The sequence below is a fragment of the Ornithinibacillus halophilus genome (assembly GCF_900129485.1).
GTDB lineage: Bacteria > Bacillota > Bacilli > Bacillales > Amphibacillaceae > Ornithinibacillus > Ornithinibacillus halophilus.
The window spans coordinates 46,741-72,384 of the sequence record NZ_FQVW01000010.1 but is presented as its reverse complement, the minus strand read 5'-3'; the positions used below and the strand labels follow the sequence as shown (position 1 = coordinate 72,384).

Here is a 25,644-nt window from a genome sequence, read left to right as displayed (position 1 = left end):
CTCGATGCCGGAAGCCGAAGCAGAAAGAGTTCTACGGTAATCGAGCCACTTGCTCTGGTGATTGAAAGTTACGGTGCATTTATCACCGATGCCAATAATTACTGAAAGAACCCATTAATAAAATACGTAATTATTTCTAGATCATCTTCATTTAACTCACGGCCAAACTGTGAGGACATCTCACTTGTAATTGCATTTAATTCTCCTTGGTGCTTTTTAGTTAATTCCGCACTAGTTCTTAATAAATTGGCAAAGGAAGAAAATTGTTGCTTCGTCAAAGGTGCGGGATGGTGCGACAAGAAATAGATATTTGCTTCAAAGCTTTCAATTTTATTTAAAAGCCTATTCATCTGTTCATAAGTATAGTGCCATTTTTCTGCGTACATATTTGAATAAAGGCAGTCCCCTAGGAAAAGCGCTTTTTCCTCTGGGATATAAACAATATTCGAATCAGGTGAATGATCTCCTCCAAGATGCTCAATATGGCAAGTTATCCCACCAAGATTTAGTTTCAGTTGATGGTCAAAGAGAATGGTCGGATCAGGAATGGAAATCTCTCTATTCTTTCCTAGTTCTAGCTTTATCGCATCTGCGCAAAATGGAATTTCAATCCCGGATTCCACACGTTGTTCCAATGCCCCATCATCCCAAGAATATTTTTGCAATTTTTTAATGTTGTCGTAAGTTAAAGAATTCGCAATAGATGGCATGTTCATTTCGGATAAGCCAAATACGTGGTCCCAATGCCAATGCGTAAGTATGAGAATATCACCATAGACTTGATGAGCAGCTAATTGCTCGTTGAAAAGTTTGGCATGGTCAGAAGAATTCCCAGCATCAATGATAAGTGTCTGCTTCTCACCAACAACAGCAGCTAATATTGGCCGATCTGTTTTTTGGTATGGAGGTAAATAAAAGAGGCGATCACTAAGTTTTTCAAATTTTTGCATGTTCATATGCTCCTTACATACAATTATAATTTTTAGCTTGACTCTAGTACTCTTTATTTATTCTGAAGAGATTGGTGGTTATACGAAGAGAGACAGTTCCAGGTGTACCTTCAAATGGAATACATTTATTAAATAAATATTTTTCATTATTTTAAAATCCATTTTATCCTTCACTAAGAATATTTTTCTCTTCCATTAGAATTAGACAGTTTATTGTGGACAAATAACGTTTCACTCAATCTTAAAAAGAATATATTAATCGTAATTAAGAAAGGAGGGAAGTATTATGTCAAGTTGTAGAACAGGAAGAAATACTGGTGTCCTTGCTGAAAGAGGTGGCCGTAGAAGAAATAACGACGATGTGTTAGGAGTAATGGATGATCGCCGAAGAAAACGAAGAGATGACGATGATGTATTAGGAGTAATGGATGATCGCCGAAGAAAACGAAGAGATGACGACGATGTGTTAGGAGTAATGGATGATCGCCGAAGAAAACGAAGAGATGACGACGATGTGTTAGGAGTAGTGGATGATCGTCGAAGAAAACGAAGAGATGACGATGATGTGTTAGGAGTAGTGGATGATCGTCGAAGAAAACGAAGAGATGACGACGATGATGTATTAGGAGCGATGGATAATCGTAGAAGAAGACGCAGAAGATGTGGCTGCTCATAGAATTTAAAAGGTGTCTGACCATAGCGTCAGGCACCTTTTCTTGAGAAATTGGAAGTATAACGCTGATTTTAAAATTGTATATGCAAAAAATCAATCCACCTGGACTTAACCGGCCAAGGTGGATTGATATATTTACCTAAAAACGTAATCTAAATAATTGCCGTTCGCATTAGTCACTTCTACCCCGTTTTTGGTTAAATTTGTCCAAATATACTTATCTAGAGAATAAGGTGAACGAGATTGTAACTTTAATAACTGAGGTTTTGAGATTTTTATATGGATAGCTTGATTGTTGTTTCGGACGGATATTTTATATTCTTCTATCTTAGTTACCTCTGCTTCATAATTCTCATCGATTTCTTGAAGTTGCTGTTCAATCACCCCAACCACGTGATCTAAATATTTTTCTCCTTCTTGGTTTTTGGACATGTAACCACGAATAAAACCTGTCGTATTCATTAAGCATTCCTCCTATTATTTTTATTCAATAGGTATCAAGAATAATGAAAAAAGCCCTTTGCTGCATTTGAATGCAGACAAAGGGCAAATAGCACCGTTCGTTATCATCCAAAGCAAGCTTTGCTGGTAGGAGCACCTTACCTTTTAGGGTAGGTTGCTGTGAAGTCATTGAGCCAGTACTCTCGTTCACTCTTGATAACCGTATTGAATTATTTATAGTTTACCATGGACTGGATGATGATGCAAAAATAATGATATTCCCTTTAATAAATTAACGAACGATTTAATTAAAAATGAAATTATAGTTCGTATATAGATATTTTTAAGTTGGAAAATAATAATAAAAAATCTCCGTTCTACAATGAAAAACATATTATTATTAAGGGTTTACTCTTTTGAAAAATAATTTTGATTACAAATGTTTACTTTTTAAACAAATGATGATAAACTAAATTACGAACATAACATAATTTTTCATATAACGGCAGGAATACGGCCTGCAAGTTTCTACCAGTTTACCTCAAATAAACTGACTATGAAAAGCGTACGGAATTACTTCTATTTTACTATTTACTAGTAAACAGTTAAGACATCGATGTTCGCATACACTTGACGATGTATCATGTTTTTAATAGTTGTTTTTCTGATTTCGATGGAATGAGCTCGAGATACATGCTTTTACATATCAGCATGTGTTTCGGGCTTTTTTTAGTCTTGTATGAAAAATTGAGTAATTTGTAAGTGGGGAGGTTGTTAGGGAAAAAATAGGGTTACATGTTTTGTTATAAATGAGAAAAACTAAGAAAAATCACTATATTTTTATTGGTAATTACACAGAAATGTATAAGACATAGGAGGAAAACTAATGAAAAATCGTTTATTTTTACTTGTTGCAATTCTATCTTTAGGTCTGTTCCTAGCAGCGTGTGGTGGAGCAGATGAGAATAATGAAGGAAATAATGCTAATACAGATGAAAATGGAAATACTGCTTCTGAAGGTGAACAGGCTTCTGATTATAAAGTTAGTATGGTTACAGATGAAGGTGGAGTAGATGATAAATCATTCAACCAATCTGCTTGGGAAGGTATTAAAGCTTGGGGAGACAACAACGGGCTATCTAAAGGGGAAGGATTTGATTACGCACAATCAAATTCATCTGCAGATTATATGCCTAATATCTCACGTTTTGTTCGTGATGATTATGACCTTATCTTCGGTGTTGGGTTCAAATTAAAAGAAGACCTTCAAAAATCTGCAGAGCAATTCGCTGATACTAACTTCGCTATCATTGATGAAGTAGTTGATGCTCCAAACGCTGCAAGTATTACATTTAAGGAACATCAAGGGTCATTTTTAGTTGGGGTAGCAGCAGCATTGAAAACAAAAACAAATAAAGTTGGATTTGTTGGAGGAATTGAATCTCCATTAATTAAGAAATTTGAATCAGGTTTTATCGCTGGAGTGAAATCAATCAACCCTGATATTCAAGTCGAAGTTCAATATGCAGAATCATTTACTGAACCAGCAAAAGGTAAAATGATAGCTACAAATATGTATGGAAATGGTGTAGATGTAATTTATCATGCATCTGGTGGAACAGGTAATGGTATTTTTAATGAAGCTAGAGACCAAAAGCATAATGATCCGGACCGTGAACTATGGGTAATCGGTGTAGACCGTGATCAGTATGAAGAAGGGCAAATTGATGAGAATAATGTAACATTAACTTCTATGGTTAAACGTGTAGATGTTGCTGTTCAAGATGTTATTGAAAGAGGAATGAAAGGTGAATTCCCGGCTGGAGAACTTCTTGAATATGGTATTGAAGAAAATGCAATAACAATCGCAACAACTAATGAAGAAGCAATGACAGACGAAATAATTACAGCTGTTGAAGAATGGGAAGAAAAAATCCTTGATGGTAATGTGGAAGTTCCACAAACAACTGAAGAGTTAGAGCAATATATCGACTCCTTATAATTAAAAGTAGGAGAGCTAATTCCTAAAAATATATGGACTTATAAATTCGCACGGTAATTCATATTTCCCGTGCGAATTTTTTAATGGAATGAGATAATGGTTAAATATACTCGAAAAAATCAACTTGTTTAACCTATTAAATAGGTTTACTATTAATGTTGGATAATTTTTTAGAGATAAGAACATCTTTTCTTAGAGAGGACAACTATGAATGGATAAACGAGTTTATTTACTTATGATCATATCCTTCGTTATTGGGATGGTCGAATTAATTATAAGTGGAATTCTAGATTTAATCGCAGAGGATTTAAACGTAACCCTTGGACAAGCAGGGTATTTAATAACAATTTTTTCACTAATCTTTGCTATTGCATCACCTATTCTGTTAATAGCAACAGCAAAAATAGAACGGAAACGGTTAACGTTAATTAATTTAATTATCTTTTTACTTGGAAATATTGTTACAGTACTGAGTCCAAATTATAGTATTTTGTTTTTAGGGAGAATGATTACAGCTACAAGTGGTGCCTTGTTGATTATTCTATGTCTTGTTATGGCACCAACAATCGTCGAGCCAAAGTACCGAGGGCGCGCAATTGGGATTGTATCGATGGGTGTCAGTGGTTCTCTTGTATTAGGAATTCCGATTGGATTAATGCTTGGTAATGCATTTGGTTGGCGAGCACCATTTCTTTTCATTACAATTCTGACTGTATTTTCTATCATAGGTGTTTCCTTGTTAATGGAACGAGTTGAACCGAAGCCCTCTGTTCCGATTCGAACGCAATTAGCGACATTAAAAAGTAGTAAAATTCTTTTTGCACAAATAACCACATTTTTATATATAGCAGGACACACGTCAATATATGCTTATTTAAAGCCATTTATTCAATCTACGACAAGTCTAGATGGTAACTGGATCAGTATCATTTATTTTGTCTTTGGTGTGGCAGCTGTAAGTGGTGGAGGAATTGGTGGCACACTTTCCGATCGCTTCGGTTCCAACAAAATAATTCTAGTGTCGATTGTAATTTTTAGTGTAACGATATTTGCGATTCCGTACACAACAGTAGCTATATCCCTATTTCTTCTAGGTATTGTTATTTGGGGGATTTTGAGCTGGGCGATTACACCAGCAATGCAGAGCTATTTAATCGATGCATCACCAGAAACCTCTGATATCCAGCAAAGCCTGAATAATTCATCCTTACACTTTGGAATTGCTTTTGGTTCTTTATTAGGTGGTTTGATAATTGAACATGGTTCTGTTGAGCAAACGGCAACAATAGGTGGGGTACTTGTCACGCTATCTCTAGTTACAGCACTTATATCCATGAAAAAACACCACGTTCTTCAGGAAGAAAGAGCAGTGGGATAAAATGTACCTAGCACCTTGATGGAAATTCTCCATAAAGTGCTAGGTTTTTTTATTTACTATTCCTCCAAATAGGTACAAGTAACGTGTCCAACTGCTTTAGCAGCAACAAGAATTGATTTTTCATCAATATCAAATTTAGGATGGTGGTTAAAGTAAGGTTCTTCCACTCCTTCTGGTGTACAACCAATGTAAAAGTACGAGCCAGGTATCTTTTTCAAATAATAAGCAAAATCATCGGAAGGAGCCATTTTAGGAAATTCTTCTACTTTCGTTATATCTGGATCCTCGATGTTATTTAAAGTTTCTGCAACGAAATCGGTTAATTCTGGATCATTGTACAATGGTGGATAATCAGGAGTATAGGTTAATTCATAGGTGACACCGAAAAGTTCTTCAATTCCTCTAACAATTCGCTGAAATTCTTTGGCAATTACTTCTTGTGCTTCATCATCAGAGTAGCGAATGTCTCCTTCAATTTCAATGCTGTCTTTGATGACGTTAAACGTTCCTTTTCCATCAAATGATCCGATCGTAACAACGCCTGTTTTCATTGGATTTAATCGACGACTTACGATGGTTTGGACAGCTGTTACAAAATAGCTACCAGCAACAATGGAGTCATTGGCTTTATCAGGAGAGGAACCATGTCCACCTCTTCCTTTAATAGCTAATTTAAAATATGTTCTTCCATTGAATGCATAGCCACTATGGTAACCAACCGTACCTGCAGGAGCTAGTGGTAACACATGGATTCCAAAAATGGCATCTACATCGTCCAATTTTCCTGTTTCCATGATGCTTTTAGCTCCACCAGGTGGAACTTCTTCGGCATGTTGGTGAACGATTTTTACAGTTCCTTTGATGTTGTCTTTTAATTGGATCAGACAATCAGCTAGGACAAGTAAATAGGCAGTGTGTGCATCATGTCCACACGCATGCATGACGCCATCATTTTTGGATTTAAAAGGGACGTCTGTTTCTTCTGTTATTGGAAGAGCATCAAAATCTGCTCGTAATCCTAACGTTTTCCCCGGTTGTGCCCCTTGAATGGTTACAATGATTCCATGTCCATTCCCAACATTTGTTTCCACTGTTACATCTTTATCTTTATAAAAATCCTCGATATATTTTGCTGTCTTATCTTCTTTGAAAGAAAGTTCCGGGTTTTCATGTAAATAACGTCGAATCTCAATCATTTCTTCTTGCCGAGATTCAAGCATTTTTATTAATTCATCTCTCATAGGCGCACTCCTTTCACTTGTATTAATGGGGGGAGTAAATCCCCCACTATTATTGATTCCATTAATGTCTTGCCCCCGCAAGTCGTGTAGAGGTTTTTTGTTTTCGCCTCTTCGACTTACCAACGTTATTAGGAACAAGGATAATTATGGAAAATAGAGATAGAATGGAAAAGACTACATTTGTGATTATACCTGTAGTCGCTGCGATATTAACAGTACTGTAAGCTGCAACCGTGCTGTAAACAGTGGCTGATATCGCAATACCAAATGCATTCCCTAATGAACTAGCCATCTTATAAACACCAGATGCTTCACCAACTTTATTATCTGGTGCAGAAGCTACTGCAGTATCCGTAGATGGCGTCGCATACATCCCCAAACCTAATCCGAATAAGATAAACCCGACAAATACAGTGATGGTATATAGTGTATCTGGTAAAAAGGTTAATCCCATAATCGCAACACCAATTAAAGTGATGGATGTACCCCAAATCATCGGATTTCTTGCACCAACACGTTGCATGATTTTCTCACCAACACGAATCATAGCTAGAACGGCAACAAGATATCCTATGGACAACATACCCGATTGAAAGGCAGAGAATCCACGTCCCACTTGAACATACGTATTAGCAACAATCAGTGTACCTGCAACTGCATTTAGCAAGAAGTTAGAAATGGTTGCACCTGTATATGGTTTGTTTTTAAACAATTTAAAATCGATTAAAGGAGTATGTTTTAATCGCATTTCATAGCGAACAAACATTATGGTTCCGACAATCGCTACTGCAGCTAATACTAGCGTTAGTGGACTAGTCCACCCTAATTCTGCCCCTTGTGTAATTACAACGTTTAAAGCCAGCATCGTAATAATAAAGATGGTTAAGCCGCCGTAATCAAATTTGAATTTACCAGATGTTTGGGCTTTGCTTTCTGGAACATCTTTGATTAGCCACATCGCTAGTAGAGCGAAGACGATGGAAAAAATGAAAATCCATTTCCAACCCAAATAAGTTGCGATGGCCCCACCTGCAAACGATGTAACACCAGAGCCACCCCATGATCCAATTGACCAATAACTAAGAGCACGCTGTCGTTCTGCCCCTTCAAAATAGGCCTTCATTAAAGCTATTGTTGCTGGCATAATACATGCTGCTGACAATCCTTGTAACACACGTCCGATAATTAAGAGCACGGAACCTTGTGCTAACACAAGTAATAGCGAACCAGCAATACTTAAAATCAATCCTAGATAAGTGATTTTTTTTCGTCCCAGTCGGTCTGCTAATCCACCGGCTACAACGATAAACATTCCAGAGAATAATGAAGTTAGACTTATTGCGATATTTAGTGCTCCAAGGTTAACTCCTAAGTCTTCTTGCACAGCAGGTACAATATTTACCATTGCCTGAGCAAAAAGCCAGAAGGTGATTACCCCAAAGACAATCCCAATAATCATTTTATTGGTACCTTTATATGAAGTTTCATTTGTAGTTGTATCCATAATAAATCCTCCTTATATTGGAGTAGAGTGTTTTTTAAAGTTGGCTCATCCTTACTATTTGATTACCAAAGATTTATTATGTTAGGTAACGAAAGGAAGAAAAAAGAAACTCCTGTAGTCACGGGGGATTACAGGAGTTGTTATTTTTGGAAGAAAGCTTATTGCTTTAGAAAATCAACCTCTATTTCATTTTTTCTTGGTTGTCGTTTAAATAAATATTCTCCATTGCGAATTGACATAAGTACTTCGGCGCGTTCGCGAATTGCTTCATAAGCATCTTTGGCATCTAAGACGATAAAGTTGGCTGGTTTTCCAACTTCAATTCCATACTCATCTTGAACTCGTAAAATGTTGGCACCGTTATATGTTATCAAGTCCAAAGCCTTATTAATTTCATCAATATGTGTATAATGCGCTAAATGAATTCCGTTATCTAAAATATTCATCATATTTCCATTGCCTAAAGGATACCAGTAATCCGCAATGGAATCTTGAGCGAATGCGACACTATTGCCGTTTGCTAGTAACTCTTTTACACGCGTTAAGCCACGGCGCTTCGGATACGTGTCACCACGCCCTTGTAAATGCGCATTTTCAGTTGGACAAGAAATAAAGTTAATCTGTGATTCACGAAATAGCCCAAGCATTTTATTGGCATAACTATTTTCAACAGAACCGAAGCTGCACGTGTGACTAGCTGTAGTGTAAGACCCATAATCTTTTTCCATAACTAGTGCATTTAAAACTTCTAAAAATCGGCTATTCGGATCATCATTTTCATCACAGTGGATATCAATCATAACGTTGTATTTGATAGCCATGTCTACAATTCGTTTTAATGATTCTACACCATGTTCATAGGAAATTTCAAAATGGGGGATACCTCCTGCAACATCAGCTCCCATTTCAAGTGCTTCTTCCATTAACTGTTCTGCACCTTTATATCGGAAGAATCCTTCTTGTGGAAAGGCAACAAGTTGCAAGGTTACAACATCTTTTAGTTCTTCTCGCAGTTTAACCAGTGCTTTCATTCCAGTTAAATTAGGGTCTGTAATATCAACGTGAGTGCGAATAAATTGAACACCTTTACTTACTTCTTTTTGAATTCCTTTGATGGCACGGTCACGGACTAATTCCTCAGTTAAGGTTTTTTTATTATCACTCCAACGCTGGATTCCTTCAAATAATGTTCCAGAAATATTTGCGTTTCCTTCTCCTAGGCCTGAAAAGATATAGTCTAAATGCAAATGGGGATCAACATAAGGTGGAAGTACGAGGCGTCCTTCTAAATCAATCACTTCATCAGCCTCTCCTACACCACTGCCAATGGCTTTAAACTGACTATTTTCTACGAGTATTTCATGAGATTCTGGATTTCCATAAATGGTTGCATTAATAAATTTCTTCTTCATCTATATGGCTCCTTTTCATTATTATCCAGTATTTAGTATATCAGATTGTATTGAAAGAACTCATTAAAGTGATTCCTGGTATTTTAGTTCTTATTTAGAATTAGACATTAGAGATGTCTTGAGGATGGAACGGTAGAAATTACAGGATCTAAAGATAGTAGGTATGTTTATTTCATCCTTTTCAGAAAAAAATCGTTAAACAAAAGGAGTTTCAGGAAATTAAATAAAGGGTACAGAACTCACAAGTATCTGCTGAAGGAAATAAATACCATATGATAATTTAAGTACATCTTGGAAACAGCTAAAAATATGTTTTACTAAAACGAGGGGGATGTAGTATGGGAAAAGAAAACGTAGTAGCAGAAAATGAAATTATTATCCGTGAAAACCCTGTATCCAGGTACCTATTTAACAATACTCGCTCTGCTTGGATTTGGTTAATCATCCGTTTGTATGTTGGTTATGTGTGGTTAACTTCAGGTTGGGGGAAATTAGGTTCACCAGCATGGACAGGTGAAAATGCAGGTGCAGCAATCCAAGGTTTTGTAGGTGGTGCAATTGAAAAATCAGCTACTGGTGGAGACGTTGCAGGTTGGTATGCATCATTCTTAGAGAACATTGTACTTCCTAATGCAACGGTGTTTTCTTATTTGGTCGTTTTTGGAGAAATTGCAGTTGGTTTAGGACTTATCTTAGGTTTATTAACTGGAATTGCTGCTTTCTTTGGAAGTATCATGAACGTTACCTTTTTATTCGCAGGTACACTAAGCTCAAACCCATTATTATTTATACTCGCATCATGGTTAGTACTAGCATGGAAAGTAGCAGGATGGTATGGTCTTGACCGATGGGCATTGCCAAGACTAGGTACACCGTGGACACGGAAAAATAATTGATTTTTCTCAAATAACAAGGGTTTGGTTATTGAATTAGCAAATATACAAAAAGCTTGAGATAACATTTCTCAAGCTTTTTCATGTCTTAGTTCTAGTTTTTCACGAAGCATTTTTAGCTGTTTCATTAGTGCTTCATATTCTTTTAATTCTATATTACAGGTGTCTATTGCTTTAGCGATGGATTGATTAATGGCATCTTTTTCTCTCAAAGCCTTTGGTTGAAGGAAAATACTAACTCTTCTTTCGTCTGTCGTTGAGCGCTCTTTTTTTACCCAGTTATTAACTTCCATTCGCTTGATCATCGGTGTAAGTGTACCGGTACCTAGATTTAAACGATTGCCTAATTCTTTAGCCGAAAGCCCATCTTTTTCCCATAAAGCTAGTAAGACTAGGTATTGGGGATAGGTAATACCAAAGGGATGAAGTACATTAGTATATAATTTAGTGAATTGACTGCTAGCCTCATAAATGGCAAAACATAGCTGTTTATCTAGTGATAGAAAGTCATTCACGGAATTCATCCCCTTTCAATCTCTTATAGTTGTTTCGTGATGTCTTTTTCTATTTTACTTGGTTTTGTAGTTGGTGCATAACGTTCAACTACCTGACCGTTTTTGTCAATAAGGAATTTGGTGAAGTTCCACTTGATATCTTTTGAAAGGAGGCCACCTTTTGCTGATTTTAAATAACTGAATAGCGGGTCCTCATTTTTACCGTTGACATCAATTTTACCGTACATTGGGAATGTAACTCCATAATTCAATTGACAAAACTCAGTAGTTTCTTCAATATTGTCGAATTCTTGATTATTAAACTGGCCACACGGAAATCCTAAAATAACGAATTCCTTATCTTTATATTTCTCATAAATCTCTTGAAGTTCTTTAAATTGATCGGTTAATCCACATTTGCTTGCAGTGTTCACAATAAGTAAAGGTTTTCCTTCATAGTCTTTCAAAGATTGTTCCGAACCATCCGTCTTCTTAACCGTAAAATCATAAACAGTAGTCATCAAGATTCCTCCCAAATTTAATTAATCGTGTACGATTTAATTGTACACGATTTTGTGGTGCCTGTCACTTCCCGGTTTTTGTCGAACAAAAAAAGTATTGCTACCACAGATAGCAATACCTTTTCTTAATTAACATGGGTTGTTTTTGAACATTTTATCAAGTTCGTGCTACACGATATAGTCATCGTTATCTATATCATGAGCTTCTTTTTTAATATAATATTTTCCTTTCGTCATCACTGCCAATACTACGGTTAAGATTGCAGCAAGAATGGCAGCAAAGAATGCAGCAGTACTAGCAAGGAAAGTTCCCATAAAGCCTAATGCTGCAATTGTTCCAAGTCCACTTGCAATAATCAAGGCACCTACACCAACTGGGTTCCATTTAAATAAATGTCCTTGTCTAGCTTCATAATATCCAGGACCAATTTTTAAAACCTTCTTCACAATAACAGCATCTGTTACTAAGATAGTTGCCCAAGTCAGTAGAAAGACACCTTGGAATGTCATAACCTCTTCTAAGTGATCCACAATATTTAATAGCATTAAGATAATAGCAGATACACCAGTTACGACTACCCAAAAACGTCGTCCGGGTTTAAATTTAAAGATATTTTCAAAGAAACTAGATAACGATAAGGAACCACTATAAATATTAGTCACATTAATGCGGACCTGAGTTAAAATAGTGAATAATGCTCCCCAGATACCTAGTAATAATACGATGTATACACCAGGATTTGGTTCACCTAAGCGAACACCAAACCAAATTCCAAGACCACCCATTATTCCAAAGCAGAAAATTTGTGGGATAAATCCAATCGCAAAGATACCTATTTTTGTGTCTTTTGGTTTTAAAAAGCGAGCATAATCCGAGGCAAGTAGTGGGGTAAGACCCATGATTCCGTGTTGCATTCCAATACAGAGTAATAATGCAGTTCCTCCAACTTGGACACCTTCTGGCATATAGGACCAAAAGCTTCCATCATAACTTGAAGGTTTTAGTGCAGCCATTATAATTGCAGCTATTAAGAAAACGAAAAATAAAGGTAAAGACCATTTTTGAAGTTTGTCTAACTGCTTGATACCGAACCAATTTAGAGGAATAACGATAGAGCCAAAGAATAAGATAAGTGCCCATTTTGGAATAGCTGGAAAGAATTCATACACTGCAGCGACTAGAATTAGTCCTTCCAATGCACAATACATAATGAAATTTGTTGCATAAATAAAAGAGGTTAAGGATGCGCCGATATAGCCAAATCCACCACCTCTAGATAATAAATTGACATTCATTCCTGATTTTGCTGATAAATAAGCAATAAATGTACCTAGTACTCCTGCGACGATAATCGCATAAACGGCAGATATTATAGCATTAATAGCTCCGAATTGAAGTGCCATCACACTTCCCATTTGGAAATAGAAAATAGCAGTTGCAATTCCAAATGTAATGTTCGTAATACTTAACCAACCCATGTTTCTTTTGTCGCGTGGAACACGATCAAGTGAATAATCACTGTCCACATTTTCAACCGATTGTAGTTCTTTCGATTGAGAGGCTACCATAAACATCATCTCCTTTTCTATGTTGAATTACGTAGCATCATTTAAAAGGACGACTTTATAACTATAACAATTATAAATTAATAGGACAAACCGGAATATATTGCATATTTCGTAATTAAACAGACTTTATCCCTATTTATCTTGTTTTTACTATAGTTAACGTGTAAATAGTGTTAATAGGCACGGTAATGATGTTGGTTAAGCTGCACTTTTCATGCTATTATAATGGTGCCTGTCACTTCCCGGATTTTGTCGAATTGGCAGCTAAATGAAAACGAACCTAGATGCACAGGAGATAATACCTATGATTGATTTACTGAATGAGTTGAAAAAGGAAAACTATTCTATCTTGAATATCATGGAAAAGCTAGTGGATTTCATGTGTATTAAAGATGGACAAGGTAAGTGGGTTAAAGTAAATATCTTAGGCAATAACCATAAACTAGCAAAATTACGAAATTTAGATGTATTAGGCAAGAAGGATGAAGAATTAGAAAAAGATTACCCAGACTATAAATGGTTCTTTGAAAATAGCCATCAATCTGATGAACAAACATGGTCGAATAGTAGTATATCTAAGTTTGAAGAACGTATACAAGATAATGATGGAAAGTGGAATGTTTTTGAAGTGGTTAAAATCCCATTCTTTCAAGAAGATGGTACCCGAAAAGAACTAGTTGTATTAGGGAAAGACATCACTTTTCATAAATCAAATGAAATGATTCTAGAAGTAAAAGACAAAGAGTTACAAGATATTAAGTATGCGCTGGATGAATCTGCTATTGTTGCTATAACAGAACCTAGTGGCATGATTACATATGTTAATAAAAAACTGACCGAGATATCTAAATATCGTCAAGATGAATTAGTTGGAAAGACCCATCGTGTTCTAAATTCAGGTTACCACCCGAAATCTTTTTTTCGAGAAATGTGGCAAACGATTCAAAGTGGACAGGTGTGGAGAGGAAATATTAAAAACAAGGCAAAAGATGGCTCCTATTATTGGGTCAGTACGACAATTGTTCCATTTCTCAACAAAGAGGGAAAACCCTATCAGTACATAGCAATTCGACATGAAATAACGGAGCAAATAAAAAACCAGGAAAGAATCCAGCACCAATCCTATCACGACCAATTAACTGGACTTAGAAATCGTTGGTATTTGTATGAGGAATTAAACAGCTGGGTTATAGAGAACAAGGAAAAAAGACGGATGGCAATATTGATTGTTGATATTAATCGGTTCAAAACAATCAATGATAAATTAGGGCATACAATCGGCGATCAAATCCTTAAGGGGGTAGCAAATCGGTTTCAAATTCACAAACCAGAGAACGTTGATTTGTATCGTTTTAGTGGGGATGTGTTCATCTTTGCGATTAAAGATTGTTCAATCGATGAAATTGAGGAATTGACCGATTTAATACATCATTTGTTAATTAACCCATTCCCAACAGACGGAGAATCACTTTATTTAACAGCTAGTATTGGGGTAAGTATCTATCCGGATGATGGTAAGGATATTGAATCTCTAGTAAGAAAAGCAGACAGTGCTATGTTTGTTGCAAAAAATAAACATATACAGGGAGCACAATTTTATTCATCAGAAAAATATAATGAAATAAGAAAACGAGCAACTATGGAAAATGAGTTACGTAAAGCAGTAGAACATAAAGACTTTCATTTATTGTACCAGCCTCAAATTGATTTACGCACCAATGAGATGGTTGGTGTCGAGGCGCTAATTCGTTGGGAAAATGAAGAATTAGGATTCATTTCTCCTGGAGAATTTATTCCGATAGCAGAAGAAATAGGGGTAATTGGCCAACTGACCGAATGGGTATTGGAAACTGCCTGTTTAAAAGGGAAAGAGTGGCAACAACAAGGAATACCCCCATTACGAATTGGTGTCAATATTTCTCCTTATATGATTGGAGAAGAACTAGTCTTAATGGTAGAGAAGACATTAGAGAAAACCGGATTAGAAGCCAAGTATGTGGATTTGGAGATTACGGAGAGTTTTATGCAAGACCCAGATTATGCTATCCATATTTTGAAAAAGTTAAAAGAAATCGGTGTACGGTTATCGATTGATGATTTTGGGACAGGATATTCTTCGTTATCTAATTTGAGAAAATTACCGGTTGACTGTTTAAAAATTGATCGGTCCTTTATCCAAGAAATGCTAGAAGATGAGGGAGTCATCGTAAAAACTATACTTGATATGGCTAACCATCTAAAACTGAGTGTCGTCGCAGAAGGAATTGAAACAGAAGATCAGCTGCAATTCTTGAATACACTACATTGCCAGGTAGGCCAAGGTTATTACTTTAGTCGTCCGGTAGCAGAGGTGCCTGTCACTTCCCGGTTTTTGTCGAAAGGATGACAACAACTCCAAATTAAAGTATACTAATAAATAATTGCATATCTATCGTTTTCTAGGGTTCCGCAATTTGTATTGGTCTGGACCGAGAGAAAACACATAGCATTGCTATGGCACGGAGGGATAAAAGCCCGGGAGATTACTATTGAATAGTATCTCCTGGGCTTTTTACTATTAACTTTTGCTTTGATAACAGAATTGGGGAAGGAGTTTACAATGAATAAGTATTGGATTCAAGTTATAATAGCGGCTGTGTTTGAGGTGTTTTGGGTTATTGGTTTGAAGCATGCATATGACTTTTGGACATGGACTGGAACCGTTATTGCAATCATTATTAGCTTCTACGGCTTGATTATGGCAGGAAAAAAACTACCCGTTGGAACGGTTTATGCTGTTTTTGTTGGACTAGGTACTGCAGGTACGGTCATTTCAGAGATATTATTTTTTGATGAACCATTTAAAATAAGTAAAATTCTCCTTATCTTACTTTTATTAGCAGGTGTGATTGGATTGAAGCTGGTCACGGAAGATGATGTACAGGAAGGGGCTGAGTCGTAATGGCATGGTTTTATTTAGTTTTAGCTGGAATATTTGAAATGTGTGGAGTAGCAATGATAAATAAACTTCATAATGATCGCGATTGGAAATCACTAGTTTTATTGACTCTTGCCTTTGGTGCTAGCTTTCTATTTTTATCCCTTGCAATGGAAACACTCCCAATGGCTACAGCTTATGCTATTTGGACAGGAATTGGAGCATCAGGTGGTGCGATATTAGGAATGGTCCTGTACGGGGAATCGCGTGACTGGAAGCGGCTGTTCTTCATCGCGATGGTATTAAGTGCAGCCGTAGGACTCAAATTAGTTTCATAGTACTTGGTAGAGATGGATGATTTGAAAATTGCAATCAGTGGGGAAAAGAATACCCCCATTGATTGCAGTTTTACTTTAGGATGAAACGGATGATAATAAAGACATAATCATCAACAGCAATAGAAACGAAAATATTCCAATTCTTTCTCGACGCAGGATAGAACTAATAAAAAAGATAATAAAGAAGCCTTTATACAAAATTTCAGCATACATATTATCAAAAATAAACGCGATAGGTAGCGCAATTAACCCTAGTACAATGGAAAAAATTTTTAATCGGGAGAGAATATGGGAGGTCCCTAGTTCCCGAATTTGCCAAAATCCTAATAAATCTGTCGTAGTCAGTTTTTGTTGCTGAAATTCTTCGTTTGAATCTAGCTGTACATACACTGGTTGAAGATAAGGAGCATTCTCATGTAATGATTGCTGCCCCCAGTAAAAGGCTTCGTCATTGATGTACATTGCTTCCATGTTATAAAAAACCTTTTCATTTTTCTCTTCTTGAAAGGATGGAATTAATTCCATATCGGCATCCTTCGCGAATACCACTCGTTGTCCCTCTGTATACCCAAAGTATTTCCTCCAATTTAGGGTTCGGATGTCGCTATCGATAAATTTAAAGATGTTTCTTCTAGTTAAGCGCGCCATACTACTATCAACTGGGATCCATCCTTCTCCTTCAATAAAGTATTCATTCCAAACATGTCCATTCATTTTTCCGTTCGCCCAACTGCCGACAACTGTTCTTGCTGGAATCTGTAACGAACGACATAATGATGTAAATAAAAAGGAAAATTCCCCACAATCACCTTCCATTGTCTTTAAAAAAGGATAGACACCCCGACTTTGTGGTGGATAGACGTATTTAAAATTACTAACAATATAATGAAAAATCGCTCGTGCCTTTTCTACCGTACGTTGTTCAGTCTTCACTATATCTAATGCAAGTTCTCTTATTTCCTTGTTAACTGGTGATAACGTAGTATCCCTAAGATAATACTTCCTTTTCTCTTCAGATAAGGACAATTCCTTGTCTGCTTTATATTCTTGAGCATCATAATTCACATGTAATGTTTGACCTTCTTCTAATTCGAAATAAGCCATTTTTTCATCACTCAACAGCGTGTGAACTTGTTTAGGTTCAATGACATCACTTCTATAGTCCATCGTAGAAGAGGGTAAAATCATCCATAAATTCATTTTTTCACAAATCGTATTATGGTATTTGTAATCTACATTTACGGTTCTATTCACTTATGTTACCCCCTGTTTTTATCTAACTGTATCTCACAATCGTCAACGGAACATTGATTAATTGGAACGATACTTCTTCTACTAGCTATGAAGTTATAAATTTTATCCCCTAGACCTACAATAATTCCTATAAAAAGAAAAGGAGAAAGGAACCATAGTAGAGGAGTCTTTTGAGATATTTGATAAAAACTGTGTACCCCACTGTAAAGGTTATTTTTTTGAATATCAATAGCAATCATTTCTTTCTCTGCTTCATTTGGACTGATACCAATACCCTGTAATACTCCTTGGTCTCTAAAAGATAGAAAATAGACTTTATTAGAAATATCAATTTTCTCTATTCTACTTTTTACTTTTTGACAAAGTGGGCACCATCCATCATATAAAACAACTATGTTAGTCGTTTTTGGAATTAAGTCAGATTGAGGAATAGCAGAAGGTGCAATTTTTTCCTTTTGAAATTTTGCATTGAAGTAATGATATACTCTTCTGTAATCATTATTACTTATTAGAATAGCATCAATTATAATCATAGTTAATGAAAATGGTATAAGCCCCATTACAAAAGCAATCCCTAAATGCATAGGAACTACGCATGCTAATGCAATATATTTGGTTACTCTATTTAAGAGCATAAAAGGAAAGGCTAATTGCATTAGTATTGTAAAATAGGTGATAAAGACAATTAGGAAATCGGATGAATTAACAATGGTGGTTACCCATGGAAGATTAAATTCTTTAACTTGTAAGATATAGTAAATTGCCGTTCCATTTTGCCATACTTCCCCCATTACTTTATAAAGGGACGAATTTAAATATAAGATACAAAGTTGCAAGATAATAGCAAGGACACCAAAGTTATGAATAATATTCACATAAAAATTATCACTATATCTCTTAACTTTGCCCTGGCTTAAATATTTATCTACAGAAAAATAGGCATTTGTTTTTACGAATATTAGGTAAATTAATACGATAATCATAATATTGTCTCCACCATCTAATATGGTCGGATTTTCTTGATGTATGGAAAAAAGAAATATAAAGTTTAGTACGCTAACGATTCTAGTTTTATATCCTAAAGTAAACATAATTGCAATAAGTATACCTAGATGGAATATAATCTCAAAAAATAGATTTGAATTACCAAATTGATATAGGGAGAAGCTTTTAAATAATTGAGAGTACTCCGTATTTGCTAGACTATTGTACCCCCATAACAGGTGACGGTAGCTATAATTAATTGCATATAAATAGAGAATTAATATACCGAAACCTATTCTTAGAATACTAGCACCTATTGTTGCTTTTTTGGTAGAAAATTTATGTATTAAGCTATTCAATTACGACTCCCTCCTCTTAACTCATTAACAGGTTCCCAGTCAAAAGTAAAATATGTTTCTTCTCGTTCATAATTAGAATTTTTACGCTCTGTAAAAGGAACAGGTTGTTCTCTAGAAATTCTTACTCTAATCGACTCTACATTCTCATTTGTATTTTCACTCATTACATAATACCAACCTAAGTTATATAATTTCTGAATTCCATCTTTTTGATATTCAGATAAATCCTTTTCCTCGTTTAGATTTTCCTCGTTTTCGCTTATACCATTACTCAATTTCTTCTGTTCAACTCGGTTAGCCAATTCATCTACATGGGTAGCTTGTAAGTATGCTCCTGACCCTAAACGAACTAACCGATTATATGGAGAAAAACGATTCTTATGGTTGTAATCGTATAGTTGAGATGAAATGTCTACCCAACTTGATTCATTTCCTTGCTCATCTTTAGCTTGGACATAAATATAAACTGTACTGGATAGAGGATCCGGTGCAAATAATTGCCAGTTTTGAAGGAATAAAGGTGTCATATATGTATTAATTGCCGCACTTAAGTTATTTTTAACCGGATTAAATGGTAGAACGTAAATTGCAGTCATAAGAAAATGAAACGTAAAAATTACTGAAATTAGTATGAAAAATAACTTCTTTGTTTTCAAATGAATCGTGTCCTTTCCTATAATCTATATTGGCCTCAATAATTAAATTGAGGCCAATAGTTTTATAGTTTAATTATTTAGATCAAATACAACTTCAGCATCTTCAGGAACTACTTCTTCTGTTGAAAAAGTTCCAGTAATTCTGTTGTACAAGTCAGCACCAGCAGCACCAGTGAATCCAACACCAAATGCACCACCAGCCCATTTAGCTGCTTTTACACCAGCTTGTGCAACTCTCGCCGCGTTTGCAATTGCTACTAATGCTGGTATGTATTCAGGTTTAACAACTTCAGATTCGTCAGCATGTTTAAAGTCGACTCTCTGAACAGGTTGCTCAGTTGTTGCTAAAACTGATGTAGATGAAATTCCAGCAAAAATAGCCGCAACTGCAATGAATAGAATTAATACCTTTTTCTTCAAGAGGGCTCACTCCTTTCTATTAAAATAGTTTCACTGTTGCAATATTGTCAATGTTGTAAAGTAATCGTAACACTTCTTGAAGACTCTTTGTATTGGGAAAGTTAGCTGGAATTCAGCTGGTTAGTCTACTAAAATTCAATGATAATTCTTATTTGGGGAAACTTTCCACATAATCTGCGACGAATCGACAAGAAACAAGATATTTATCTTCATTTAGTAAAAAATCTATTATATTTGGTTGGTAGTATTTTCTAATAATACTAGTACCGGGATATGTAAGGTTATAAGTGAATACTAAAGTGATCTTTTCAGTGTCATTTACAATTCTATTAATTTTAATAGTTTGTAGCGATTTAGGATAAGGTATTGGAGTTTAGGTGCTTACTAGGAATCTCTATTTTTGAAGTAGATGGAGGAAATGTCATAAATTCCATTTTTGTGAATACAAAAATATGCTTGAGGAATACTAGACTCTGATTATTAAATTTAGCTAAGAAAGGAGAGTAAAGAATGGCTAAGAAACGAAAGAAGAAAAATCAGAGTCAACAGCCACAAGCATCAGAATTAACGAATAACGCAGCTGACACAGAATTTGGAGTAGAATTTACTCAGAGCAAAAAAGCAAGAAAACGAGCTGCAAGAGAAAAAAAGAAGCAACAGAATAAGTGAATCTAAGGGACAGTTCACTTCTCCATACTACATAGAAGAAGATGATGAACTGTCCCTTACAGTCCCCTAAAAAGTAAAAAACTGTTGTAATTGTCAGTAATTAGAAACTTTATGGCAATTCGATGCTGATCTTGTAGCAAGACACCGTTTCCCAGCTGTTAATCCTCTTAGTTCAACATCATCTGTTCTTGAGGGAGCCCACCTAGACCAAGAGCATTTTATCATTCAACAAAAAGCCCTAAAAATACTTCGTCGCTACCGAGAACTCCGATCATTAGTAAATGTTAGAGGAATTGAAAGAATCCCAAAACCAGAATTACAAACCTATAAAAGAGGCGAAAGACTCGAGGCATATTTAACACAGCCTTTTTCTGTAGCTGAACCGTTTACCCAAAAATCAGGGCAATCAGTAAGCCTTCAAGACACATTAATAGACGTGCAAAAAATTTTGAACGGAGCAGTCGACGAGAATGAGGTAACAGAAATAGAGAATATTGGGAAACTAGCAAACTAGTAATTCAATATTACCTCTGTAACGCAGGATCCACTTCAATGGTGGATCCTCTTTCCGTTATATTAACAAATATACCTAATTTTCATATGTTCACGGTTCCTGATTCCGTTATTCTCCAATTTAACCTATATTTCTAGCCTATTTGCTTAAATAACGGAACCAGGGACCGACTCCAACCGTTTCATCTATTTTTTAGGGCAAATAACGGAACTACGATTCATCTAATACCCCGACCTCTCTTTAGCGTAACTTTAATTTAGACCATTCCTCCTCAGGTATATCCCTATGCTTATACTCAGTAACACTTATCTCGTCTCCTTTGATTCTGAAGGTTATTGTTTCTTCACCATATGGAGGATTGTGTGCCCCTTCAAACGTTTGGACCTGTACCGTCACGTAAAACACATTGTCCGTCTCCACTTTTTTGATTGCTGTAATCTTTTCTAGCCCCCTGTACCAAAGTTTCGGTTCGTAGTGTTCTTCAATTGCTTTACTAATTGGGTCTACTAATTGTTCAATCAAGATTTCTTTCAAATGTGTTTTTGATACAGGTATTCTGTCTATTTTCTTTCTTTTAATATCAATAATCTCCCACATACCAGTTGGTTTTTTCGTTACATGATAAAGAACATTTGTCCCATCCTTTTTCCAAAGATGCACGTAACCTTTCTTGTCTTTTGTGTAAAAACGTGGCTCATCTAACCACTCCTGCTTGCGCTCAAGAATATGGAAAAACAACTGAGAACGTGGTGTTATTTTTCCACCTGGTTGATTAAATGTACCAATTGTATGTAATTCATAACCGGACAAGTCGATATCAAAATCTTGAGCAACGGCTTGATTTTCTTCTCCATGTACTGTAATAGGAAATAAAAAATAAAAACTTATTAGGATAACGGTTACCCACTTTTTCATAACGATCACCTCGGATTTATCATTCCATTATGATGTTGCTTCTATCCACGAAATAAGTCCAGTATATGTATGACCCTTTACGAGACGGGAGCATTAGGAGGAACATTTTCTATAGCACTAAGCTTTTCTTATTTGAAAATTAAATAATAGACTTTGAAACTTTTAAAGATTGCATTCGTATAGTTAACTACACATTAAAGGAGGATGCTATGAATAGTTTATCAGTTACTGGCAATGAACGAATACGAACCATTGATATTATTAGAGGCTTTGCGTTGTTTGGGATATTTTTAGTGAATATGCCATCATTCCATTCCCCTGAGTTTATGAAAGTCATTCATGGATTCAAGATGGAATATACTGGATTGGATTATTGGGTTGATGCTTTCTTCACCGTATTTGTTGATATGAAGTTCTTTACGATGTTTTCCTTTTTATTTGGTCTAGGGTTTTATATCTTCATAAGCCGTGCAAAGCAAAAAGGAATTGGTGCAAATGGTTTATTCGTTAGAAGAGCATTGGCATTACTATTATTTGGGGTGATCCATTTAATTTCTCTTTGGTTTGGGGACATTCTCCATACATATGCACTTGCAGGGTTATTTTTACTATTTTTCTATCAAAGGAAAATTAAAACGATGCTAATATGGGCCATCAGTTTTATCGTTGTGTATAATGCCTTTATTGGTCTAATGCTATTAATACCGAGTGAAATTTTAACGGAAATAGAAGCTTCATCTCCATCTATAGCAGGGATTATTTCAGAGTACGTATCCGTCTATCAACAAGCTGGGTATGGGGAATGGCTTACATACCGACTTGGAACAGAATTACCACTCATCTTACTGAACCTTGTTCCTGCAATGATTCCCATCTTTGCTATGTTTCTCATTGGGTTAGCTGCAGGGAAAGCTGGTATTTTCCAAAATATAACCGAGCATTTAGCGCTATTTAAAAAAGTTCGCTTAATTACATTTTTAATTAGTCTACCATTTGTAGTTCTATTAGCATTATTTGTTTTAGATATTTTAAACTGGGGTGTAAAACAAACATATGTTACGGAAGTATTAACGAGTGTAAGTAGCATCCCATTATGTTTGTTTTATATTTCAGCCTTGACTGTTTTTCTTCATAATGGAAAATGGCAAAGAATGTTGCGTCCACTTGCCTATACTGGTCAAATGGCACTAACAAACTATTTAATGCAAACTGTCATTTCTCTAACAATATTTGTAGGGTTTGGATATTACGGAGAGGTTAGTTTAGCGATGGGGACTCTCATTTGCGTTGTCATTTTTGCAGGTCAAATAGTTTTTAGTACACTGTGGATGAAACGTTTTCGTTTTGGACCTTTTGAATGGATTTGGAGAACGCTCACTTATTTAAAGATTCAGCCCATGAAGAAACAAGAGATTGCTAATTCGGACACGTTGCATCAATCATTATAGTTGTATCTAAGAAAAAGGGTTCATTCTCAACATCAATTGAGAGAATGGACCCTTATTATTATCTGCTATTCATTTGGTAAAGTTAAGTAGAAAGCGAAATGTCTGATTTACAAAGAATTTACATATTTTTACTTTATTTGTCATTATTATGACCGTATTCCCCATAGTTAATTAGTAAAATAGTGTTATAGATTGACTAGGGGGATAATGATGCTAAGAAAGAAATCTAAAAAAATTTATGATGTAAGTTCTCACAAGGTCGTGTTAGCTGTAAATTTTGATAAAGACTTGAGTAAACAGCTTGAGTTAATGAATTTTTCAAAAGAACATTTACAAGTATCTATTGAATTAAAACTATTGAATTAAAACCTTTAATCGAGAAGAACTCAGAAAAAATTGTTAATAACTTCTATGATCGGATCTTACAGGAATCTTCCCTAAAAGAAATCATTGAAAAGAATAGTTCTTTGGAAAGATTGTCAAAAACTTTGAGAAGACATCTAATTGAGATGTTTGAAGGAACAATTGACGAAGAATATGTAAGGAAACGATTATTCATCGCTAGAAGACACGTGAAAATTAAACTTCCCTCCAAATGGTACATTAATTCCTTCCAAAGTATTCAAACCGATATTAACCATCTTTTATTTAATGAAATTGAGGATAACAAGTTTTTAATGAAAGCCATTGATACAGTTACAAAGATTATTAGTTTAGAAATTCAATTAGTAATACAAGCTTTTGAAGAAGAAACCAAAAGAGTGGAAAAGGAAAAGGAACAGGAAATTCGTAATGAAATCAAATCCCATATTGGGGATACAGCGAATGATTTAGCAGCGATAACACAAGAGACAACAGCTTCCATCGAAGAAATAAGGTCACAAACGGAAGTGATTTCCTCTGAATCTAAAGTAGGAACGAAAAGTATGTTGGAGACGGAGGAATTAGCTGATGAAGGAAGTAAACAGTTAGAGCAGTTACGAATGATGTTGGATACAGTGAAGCAGAGCTGTTTCAGCATTTCACAGAACATGAATGTATTAACGTCATACTCTAGTGAAATCAGAGAAGTGATAACGATTGTACAGACGATTGCAGAACAGACGAACTTACTTGCATTAAATGCTGCCATTGAAGCAGCGAGAGCAGGAGAATCAGGAAAAGGCTTTGCAGTTGTTGCAGATGAGGTTCGAAAACTAGCAAATGAAACGAAGAAGTCAGTAGAAAATATTTCAAGTATTATCGGAAATACCAATGATCAAGTCTTGAAAAATGCCGAAGAGGTTAAAAATACGACTGATTTAATTGAAAAAAGTGAACAAGATTTAAGCAGCATGGAAACAAGCTTTGATGAAATTCTAAATTCTTTAAAGCAAACAAAAGAAACGATGATCGATATAGAGAGTGGCTTAGAAAACATTTTCACTAGTGTAGAAGCCATTACAGAAACAGCTTCTAATGTTTCAGATTCTGCAGTGACACTAAATTCAAGAATGCAGCACTATTAATAGTTGTTCATGATTAAATGGTAACCAAAATTTCGGTTGCCGTTTTTTTTGAATATTATGTTAGTATTGTAGTAAGGGCTTGATAAATCGAGGTGATTTATTGATGAATAAAAAAATACTAACGATTGTCCTTGTCTTAGGAATAATAACACCTATATTTTTATTTAATATAGGTGAAGAAGACAAGCTAGTTATTAGTAATGATTTATTAGATACCTCTAAAATCGATTACATTGAGGTTGTTGGAATAGGACAGGCTCAAACAATTAATATTAGTGATCCAGATTCTATTGAGAAAATAATGAACTTCTTACACCAATTAAATGGACTTGTAATAGAACAAAAAACACCTGCAGATGATTCTATATTGGGGTTGCATCTTGTTCAAAAAGGACATTATCCAAGTTCAATTATTCGTATTAATCAAGATAAAATCTTCTTTCAAGGGCAAGGAAGGGACGTATCTGAAGAAATCGTTGATAATTTAATTGAAATAGTTAAAAGCACATTATAGTACGGAGAATAGTTAGATTCATAATTTTACTCTTACATTTTGTATCTCACCCATCCATAGGCAGATGAAT

General features: G+C 35.4%; 25 protein-coding genes, 1 pseudogene and 3 riboswitches. Of the genes and pseudogenes, 13 read left to right on the top strand and 13 right to left on the bottom strand.

The features are described 5' to 3' along the window. Positions 1–98: 98 nt before the first annotated feature. Positions 99–950, bottom strand: a complete 852-nt coding sequence (locus BUB12_RS06560) for an MBL fold metallo-hydrolase (RefSeq protein ID WP_072889295.1) — start codon at positions 948–950, stop codon at positions 99–101. Between the two features lie 286 nt (positions 951–1,236). Between BUB12_RS06560 and BUB12_RS06555 the strand changes: the two genes are divergently transcribed. Beyond that, the gene (locus BUB12_RS06555; RefSeq protein WP_072889293.1) at positions 1,237–1,626 is read left to right on the top strand and encodes a hypothetical protein; all 390 of its coding nucleotides are present in this window, start codon (positions 1,237–1,239) and stop codon (positions 1,624–1,626) included. A gap of 132 nt (positions 1,627–1,758) precedes the next feature. Here the strand turns inward: BUB12_RS06555 and BUB12_RS06550 are convergent, their stop codons facing one another. Next, positions 1,759–2,085: a hypothetical protein gene (locus BUB12_RS06550; protein WP_072889291.1), complete on the bottom strand. Its 327-nt coding sequence runs from the start codon at positions 2,083–2,085 to the stop codon at positions 1,759–1,761. A gap of 98 nt (positions 2,086–2,183) precedes the next feature. Further along, a riboswitch (SAM riboswitch) is annotated at positions 2,184–2,287 on the bottom strand. Positions 2,288–2,539: 252 nt separating this feature from the next. Further along, positions 2,540–2,641: riboswitch (purine riboswitch) on the top strand. A 309-nt stretch (positions 2,642–2,950) separates the two neighbouring features. Here BUB12_RS06550 and BUB12_RS06545 point away from each other — a divergent pair. Beyond that, positions 2,951–4,066 (top strand): BMP family lipoprotein, encoded by a 1,116-nt coding sequence (locus tag BUB12_RS06545; protein ID WP_072889289.1) that lies wholly within the window; start codon positions 2,951–2,953, stop codon positions 4,064–4,066. Between the two features lie 211 nt (positions 4,067–4,277). Then, positions 4,278–5,444 carry an MFS transporter gene (locus BUB12_RS06540; RefSeq protein WP_072889287.1) on the top strand — a complete coding sequence of 389 codons (1,167 nt, stop codon included), beginning with the start codon at positions 4,278–4,280 and terminating at the stop codon, positions 5,442–5,444. 56 nt (positions 5,445–5,500) lie between these two features. Here BUB12_RS06540 and BUB12_RS06535 read toward each other — a convergent pair whose 3' ends face one another. From BUB12_RS06535 to BUB12_RS06525, 3 genes are all read right to left on the bottom strand, one after another. After that, a complete protein-coding gene (locus BUB12_RS06535; RefSeq protein ID WP_072889285.1) occupies positions 5,501–6,685 on the bottom strand; it encodes an amidohydrolase in 1,185 nt (394 codons plus the stop codon). Between the two features lie 61 nt (positions 6,686–6,746). Continuing rightward, the gene (locus BUB12_RS06530; protein ID WP_072889283.1) at positions 6,747–8,189 is read right to left on the bottom strand and encodes an MFS transporter; all 1,443 of its coding nucleotides are present in this window, start codon (positions 8,187–8,189) and stop codon (positions 6,747–6,749) included. Between the two features lie 158 nt (positions 8,190–8,347). Then, entirely contained in the window at positions 8,348–9,601 is a 1,254-nt protein-coding gene (locus BUB12_RS06525) for an amidohydrolase family protein (RefSeq protein ID WP_072889281.1), read from the bottom strand. 338 nt (positions 9,602–9,939) lie between these two features. On the opposite strand from BUB12_RS06525, the gene BUB12_RS06520 reads away from it, so the two are divergent. Next, positions 9,940–10,497 (top strand): DoxX family membrane protein, encoded by a 558-nt coding sequence (locus BUB12_RS06520; RefSeq protein ID WP_072889279.1) that lies wholly within the window; start codon positions 9,940–9,942, stop codon positions 10,495–10,497. 68 nt (positions 10,498–10,565) lie between these two features. Here the strand turns inward: BUB12_RS06520 and BUB12_RS06515 are convergent, their stop codons facing one another. The 3 genes from BUB12_RS06515 to BUB12_RS06505 form a co-directional block, all read right to left on the bottom strand. Next, positions 10,566–11,009 carry a MarR family winged helix-turn-helix transcriptional regulator gene (locus BUB12_RS06515; protein WP_084063243.1) on the bottom strand — a complete coding sequence of 148 codons (444 nt, stop codon included), beginning with the start codon at positions 11,007–11,009 and terminating at the stop codon, positions 10,566–10,568. A 23-nt stretch (positions 11,010–11,032) separates the two neighbouring features. Continuing rightward, positions 11,033–11,509 (bottom strand): glutathione peroxidase, encoded by a 477-nt coding sequence (locus BUB12_RS06510; RefSeq protein WP_072889275.1) that lies wholly within the window; start codon positions 11,507–11,509, stop codon positions 11,033–11,035. A 168-nt stretch (positions 11,510–11,677) separates the two neighbouring features. Further along, positions 11,678–13,078, bottom strand: a complete 1,401-nt coding sequence (locus BUB12_RS06505; protein WP_072889272.1) for a purine-cytosine permease family protein — start codon at positions 13,076–13,078, stop codon at positions 11,678–11,680. Between the two features lie 304 nt (positions 13,079–13,382). Here BUB12_RS06505 and BUB12_RS06495 point away from each other — a divergent pair, with 304 nt between their 5' ends. From BUB12_RS06495 to BUB12_RS06485, 3 genes are all read left to right on the top strand, one after another. Next, positions 13,383–15,464 carry a sensor domain-containing protein gene (locus BUB12_RS06495; RefSeq protein ID WP_159431551.1) on the top strand — a complete coding sequence of 694 codons (2,082 nt, stop codon included), beginning with the start codon at positions 13,383–13,385 and terminating at the stop codon, positions 15,462–15,464. Between the two features lie 41 nt (positions 15,465–15,505). After that, positions 15,506–15,601: riboswitch (guanidine-I (ykkC/yxkD leader) on the top strand. A gap of 76 nt (positions 15,602–15,677) precedes the next feature. Continuing rightward, the gene (locus BUB12_RS06490) at positions 15,678–16,019 is read left to right on the top strand and encodes a DMT family transporter (protein WP_072889269.1); all 342 of its coding nucleotides are present in this window, start codon (positions 15,678–15,680) and stop codon (positions 16,017–16,019) included. Beyond that, positions 16,019–16,333, top strand: coding sequence for a DMT family transporter (locus tag BUB12_RS06485; RefSeq protein WP_072889266.1), 315 nt, complete (start codon positions 16,019–16,021; stop codon positions 16,331–16,333). The genes BUB12_RS06490 and BUB12_RS06485 overlap by 1 nt, the downstream gene beginning before the upstream one ends. Positions 16,334–16,408: 75 nt before the next feature. Here BUB12_RS06485 and BUB12_RS06480 read toward each other — a convergent pair whose 3' ends face one another. The 4 genes from BUB12_RS06480 to BUB12_RS06465 form a co-directional block, all read right to left on the bottom strand. Then, complete coding sequence (locus BUB12_RS06480; protein ID WP_072889264.1) at positions 16,409–17,587, bottom strand: transglutaminase-like domain-containing protein; 1,179 nt, start codon at positions 17,585–17,587, stop codon at positions 16,409–16,411. Positions 17,588–17,592: 5 nt separating this feature from the next. Continuing rightward, the gene (locus tag BUB12_RS06475) at positions 17,593–18,930 is read right to left on the bottom strand and encodes a DCC1-like thiol-disulfide oxidoreductase family protein (protein ID WP_072889262.1); all 1,338 of its coding nucleotides are present in this window, start codon (positions 18,928–18,930) and stop codon (positions 17,593–17,595) included. Next, positions 18,927–19,586: a DUF5819 family protein gene (locus BUB12_RS06470; RefSeq protein WP_234982595.1), complete on the bottom strand. Its 660-nt coding sequence runs from the start codon at positions 19,584–19,586 to the stop codon at positions 18,927–18,929. Before BUB12_RS06470 ends, BUB12_RS06475 begins: the two co-directional genes overlap by 4 nt. A gap of 69 nt (positions 19,587–19,655) precedes the next feature. Then, a complete protein-coding gene (locus tag BUB12_RS06465; RefSeq protein WP_072889258.1) occupies positions 19,656–20,006 on the bottom strand; it encodes a hypothetical protein in 351 nt (116 codons plus the stop codon). Positions 20,007–20,516: 510 nt separating this feature from the next. Here BUB12_RS06465 and BUB12_RS17625 point away from each other — a divergent pair. After that, entirely contained in the window at positions 20,517–20,675 is a 159-nt protein-coding gene (locus BUB12_RS17625; RefSeq protein ID WP_159431550.1) for a hypothetical protein, read from the top strand. A gap of 100 nt (positions 20,676–20,775) precedes the next feature. After that, positions 20,776–21,189 (top strand): annotated as a pseudogene (locus BUB12_RS17990) (ATP synthase beta subunit C-terminal domain-containing protein); the annotation flags it as partial. 240 nt (positions 21,190–21,429) lie between these two features. Here the strand turns inward: BUB12_RS17990 and BUB12_RS06455 are convergent. After that, positions 21,430–22,104, bottom strand: coding sequence for a DUF3888 domain-containing protein (locus tag BUB12_RS06455; RefSeq protein ID WP_072889256.1), 675 nt, complete (start codon positions 22,102–22,104; stop codon positions 21,430–21,432). Positions 22,105–22,313: 209 nt separating this feature from the next. Between BUB12_RS06455 and BUB12_RS06450 the strand changes: the two genes are divergently transcribed. The 4 genes from BUB12_RS06450 (at position 22,314) to BUB12_RS06440 (ending at position 25,574) form a co-directional block, all read left to right on the top strand. Beyond that, entirely contained in the window at positions 22,314–23,552 is a 1,239-nt protein-coding gene (locus BUB12_RS06450) for a DUF418 domain-containing protein (protein WP_072889254.1), read from the top strand. 210 nt (positions 23,553–23,762) lie between these two features. Beyond that, the gene (locus BUB12_RS17620) at positions 23,763–23,918 is read left to right on the top strand and encodes a hypothetical protein (protein WP_159431549.1); all 156 of its coding nucleotides are present in this window, start codon (positions 23,763–23,765) and stop codon (positions 23,916–23,918) included. After that, positions 23,900–25,060: a globin-coupled sensor protein gene (locus BUB12_RS06445; protein ID WP_327196137.1), complete on the top strand. Its 1,161-nt coding sequence runs from the start codon at positions 23,900–23,902 to the stop codon at positions 25,058–25,060. Before BUB12_RS17620 ends, BUB12_RS06445 begins: the two co-directional genes overlap by 19 nt. A 100-nt stretch (positions 25,061–25,160) precedes the next feature. After that, the gene (locus BUB12_RS06440; protein ID WP_234982593.1) at positions 25,161–25,574 is read left to right on the top strand and encodes a hypothetical protein; all 414 of its coding nucleotides are present in this window, start codon (positions 25,161–25,163) and stop codon (positions 25,572–25,574) included. Positions 25,575–25,644 lie beyond the last annotated feature (70 nt).

Coding starts and splice junctions, on each gene's coding strand:
- BUB12_RS06560 (WP_072889295.1), bottom strand. CDS start 950: ATGCAAAAATTTGAAAAACTTAGTGATCGCCTCTTTTATTTACCTCCA.
- BUB12_RS06450 (WP_072889254.1), top strand. CDS start 22,314: ATGAATAGTTTATCAGTTACTGGCAATGAACGAATACGAACCATTGAT.
- BUB12_RS06490 (WP_072889269.1), top strand. CDS start 15,678: ATGAATAAGTATTGGATTCAAGTTATAATAGCGGCTGTGTTTGAGGTG.
- BUB12_RS17625 (WP_159431550.1), top strand. CDS start 20,517: ATGGCTAAGAAACGAAAGAAGAAAAATCAGAGTCAACAGCCACAAGCA.
- BUB12_RS06540 (WP_072889287.1), top strand. CDS start 4,278: ATGGATAAACGAGTTTATTTACTTATGATCATATCCTTCGTTATTGGG.
- BUB12_RS17620 (WP_159431549.1), top strand. CDS start 23,763: ATGCTAAGAAAGAAATCTAAAAAAATTTATGATGTAAGTTCTCACAAG.
- BUB12_RS06455 (WP_072889256.1), bottom strand. CDS start 22,104: ATGAAAAAGTGGGTAACCGTTATCCTAATAAGTTTTTATTTTTTATTT.
- BUB12_RS06505 (WP_072889272.1), bottom strand. CDS start 13,078: ATGGTAGCCTCTCAATCGAAAGAACTACAATCGGTTGAAAATGTGGAC.
- BUB12_RS06545 (WP_072889289.1), top strand. CDS start 2,951: ATGAAAAATCGTTTATTTTTACTTGTTGCAATTCTATCTTTAGGTCTG.
- BUB12_RS06510 (WP_072889275.1), bottom strand. CDS start 11,509: ATGACTACTGTTTATGATTTTACGGTTAAGAAGACGGATGGTTCGGAA.
- BUB12_RS06535 (WP_072889285.1), bottom strand. CDS start 6,685: ATGAGAGATGAATTAATAAAAATGCTTGAATCTCGGCAAGAAGAAATG.
- BUB12_RS06525 (WP_072889281.1), bottom strand. CDS start 9,601: ATGAAGAAGAAATTTATTAATGCAACCATTTATGGAAATCCAGAATCT.
- BUB12_RS06555 (WP_072889293.1), top strand. CDS start 1,237: ATGTCAAGTTGTAGAACAGGAAGAAATACTGGTGTCCTTGCTGAAAGA.
- BUB12_RS06485 (WP_072889266.1), top strand. CDS start 16,019: ATGGCATGGTTTTATTTAGTTTTAGCTGGAATATTTGAAATGTGTGGA.
- BUB12_RS06550 (WP_072889291.1), bottom strand. CDS start 2,085: ATGAATACGACAGGTTTTATTCGTGGTTACATGTCCAAAAACCAAGAA.
- BUB12_RS06495 (WP_159431551.1), top strand. CDS start 13,383: ATGATTGATTTACTGAATGAGTTGAAAAAGGAAAACTATTCTATCTTG.
- BUB12_RS06530 (WP_072889283.1), bottom strand. CDS start 8,189: ATGGATACAACTACAAATGAAACTTCATATAAAGGTACCAATAAAATG.
- BUB12_RS06520 (WP_072889279.1), top strand. CDS start 9,940: ATGGGAAAAGAAAACGTAGTAGCAGAAAATGAAATTATTATCCGTGAA.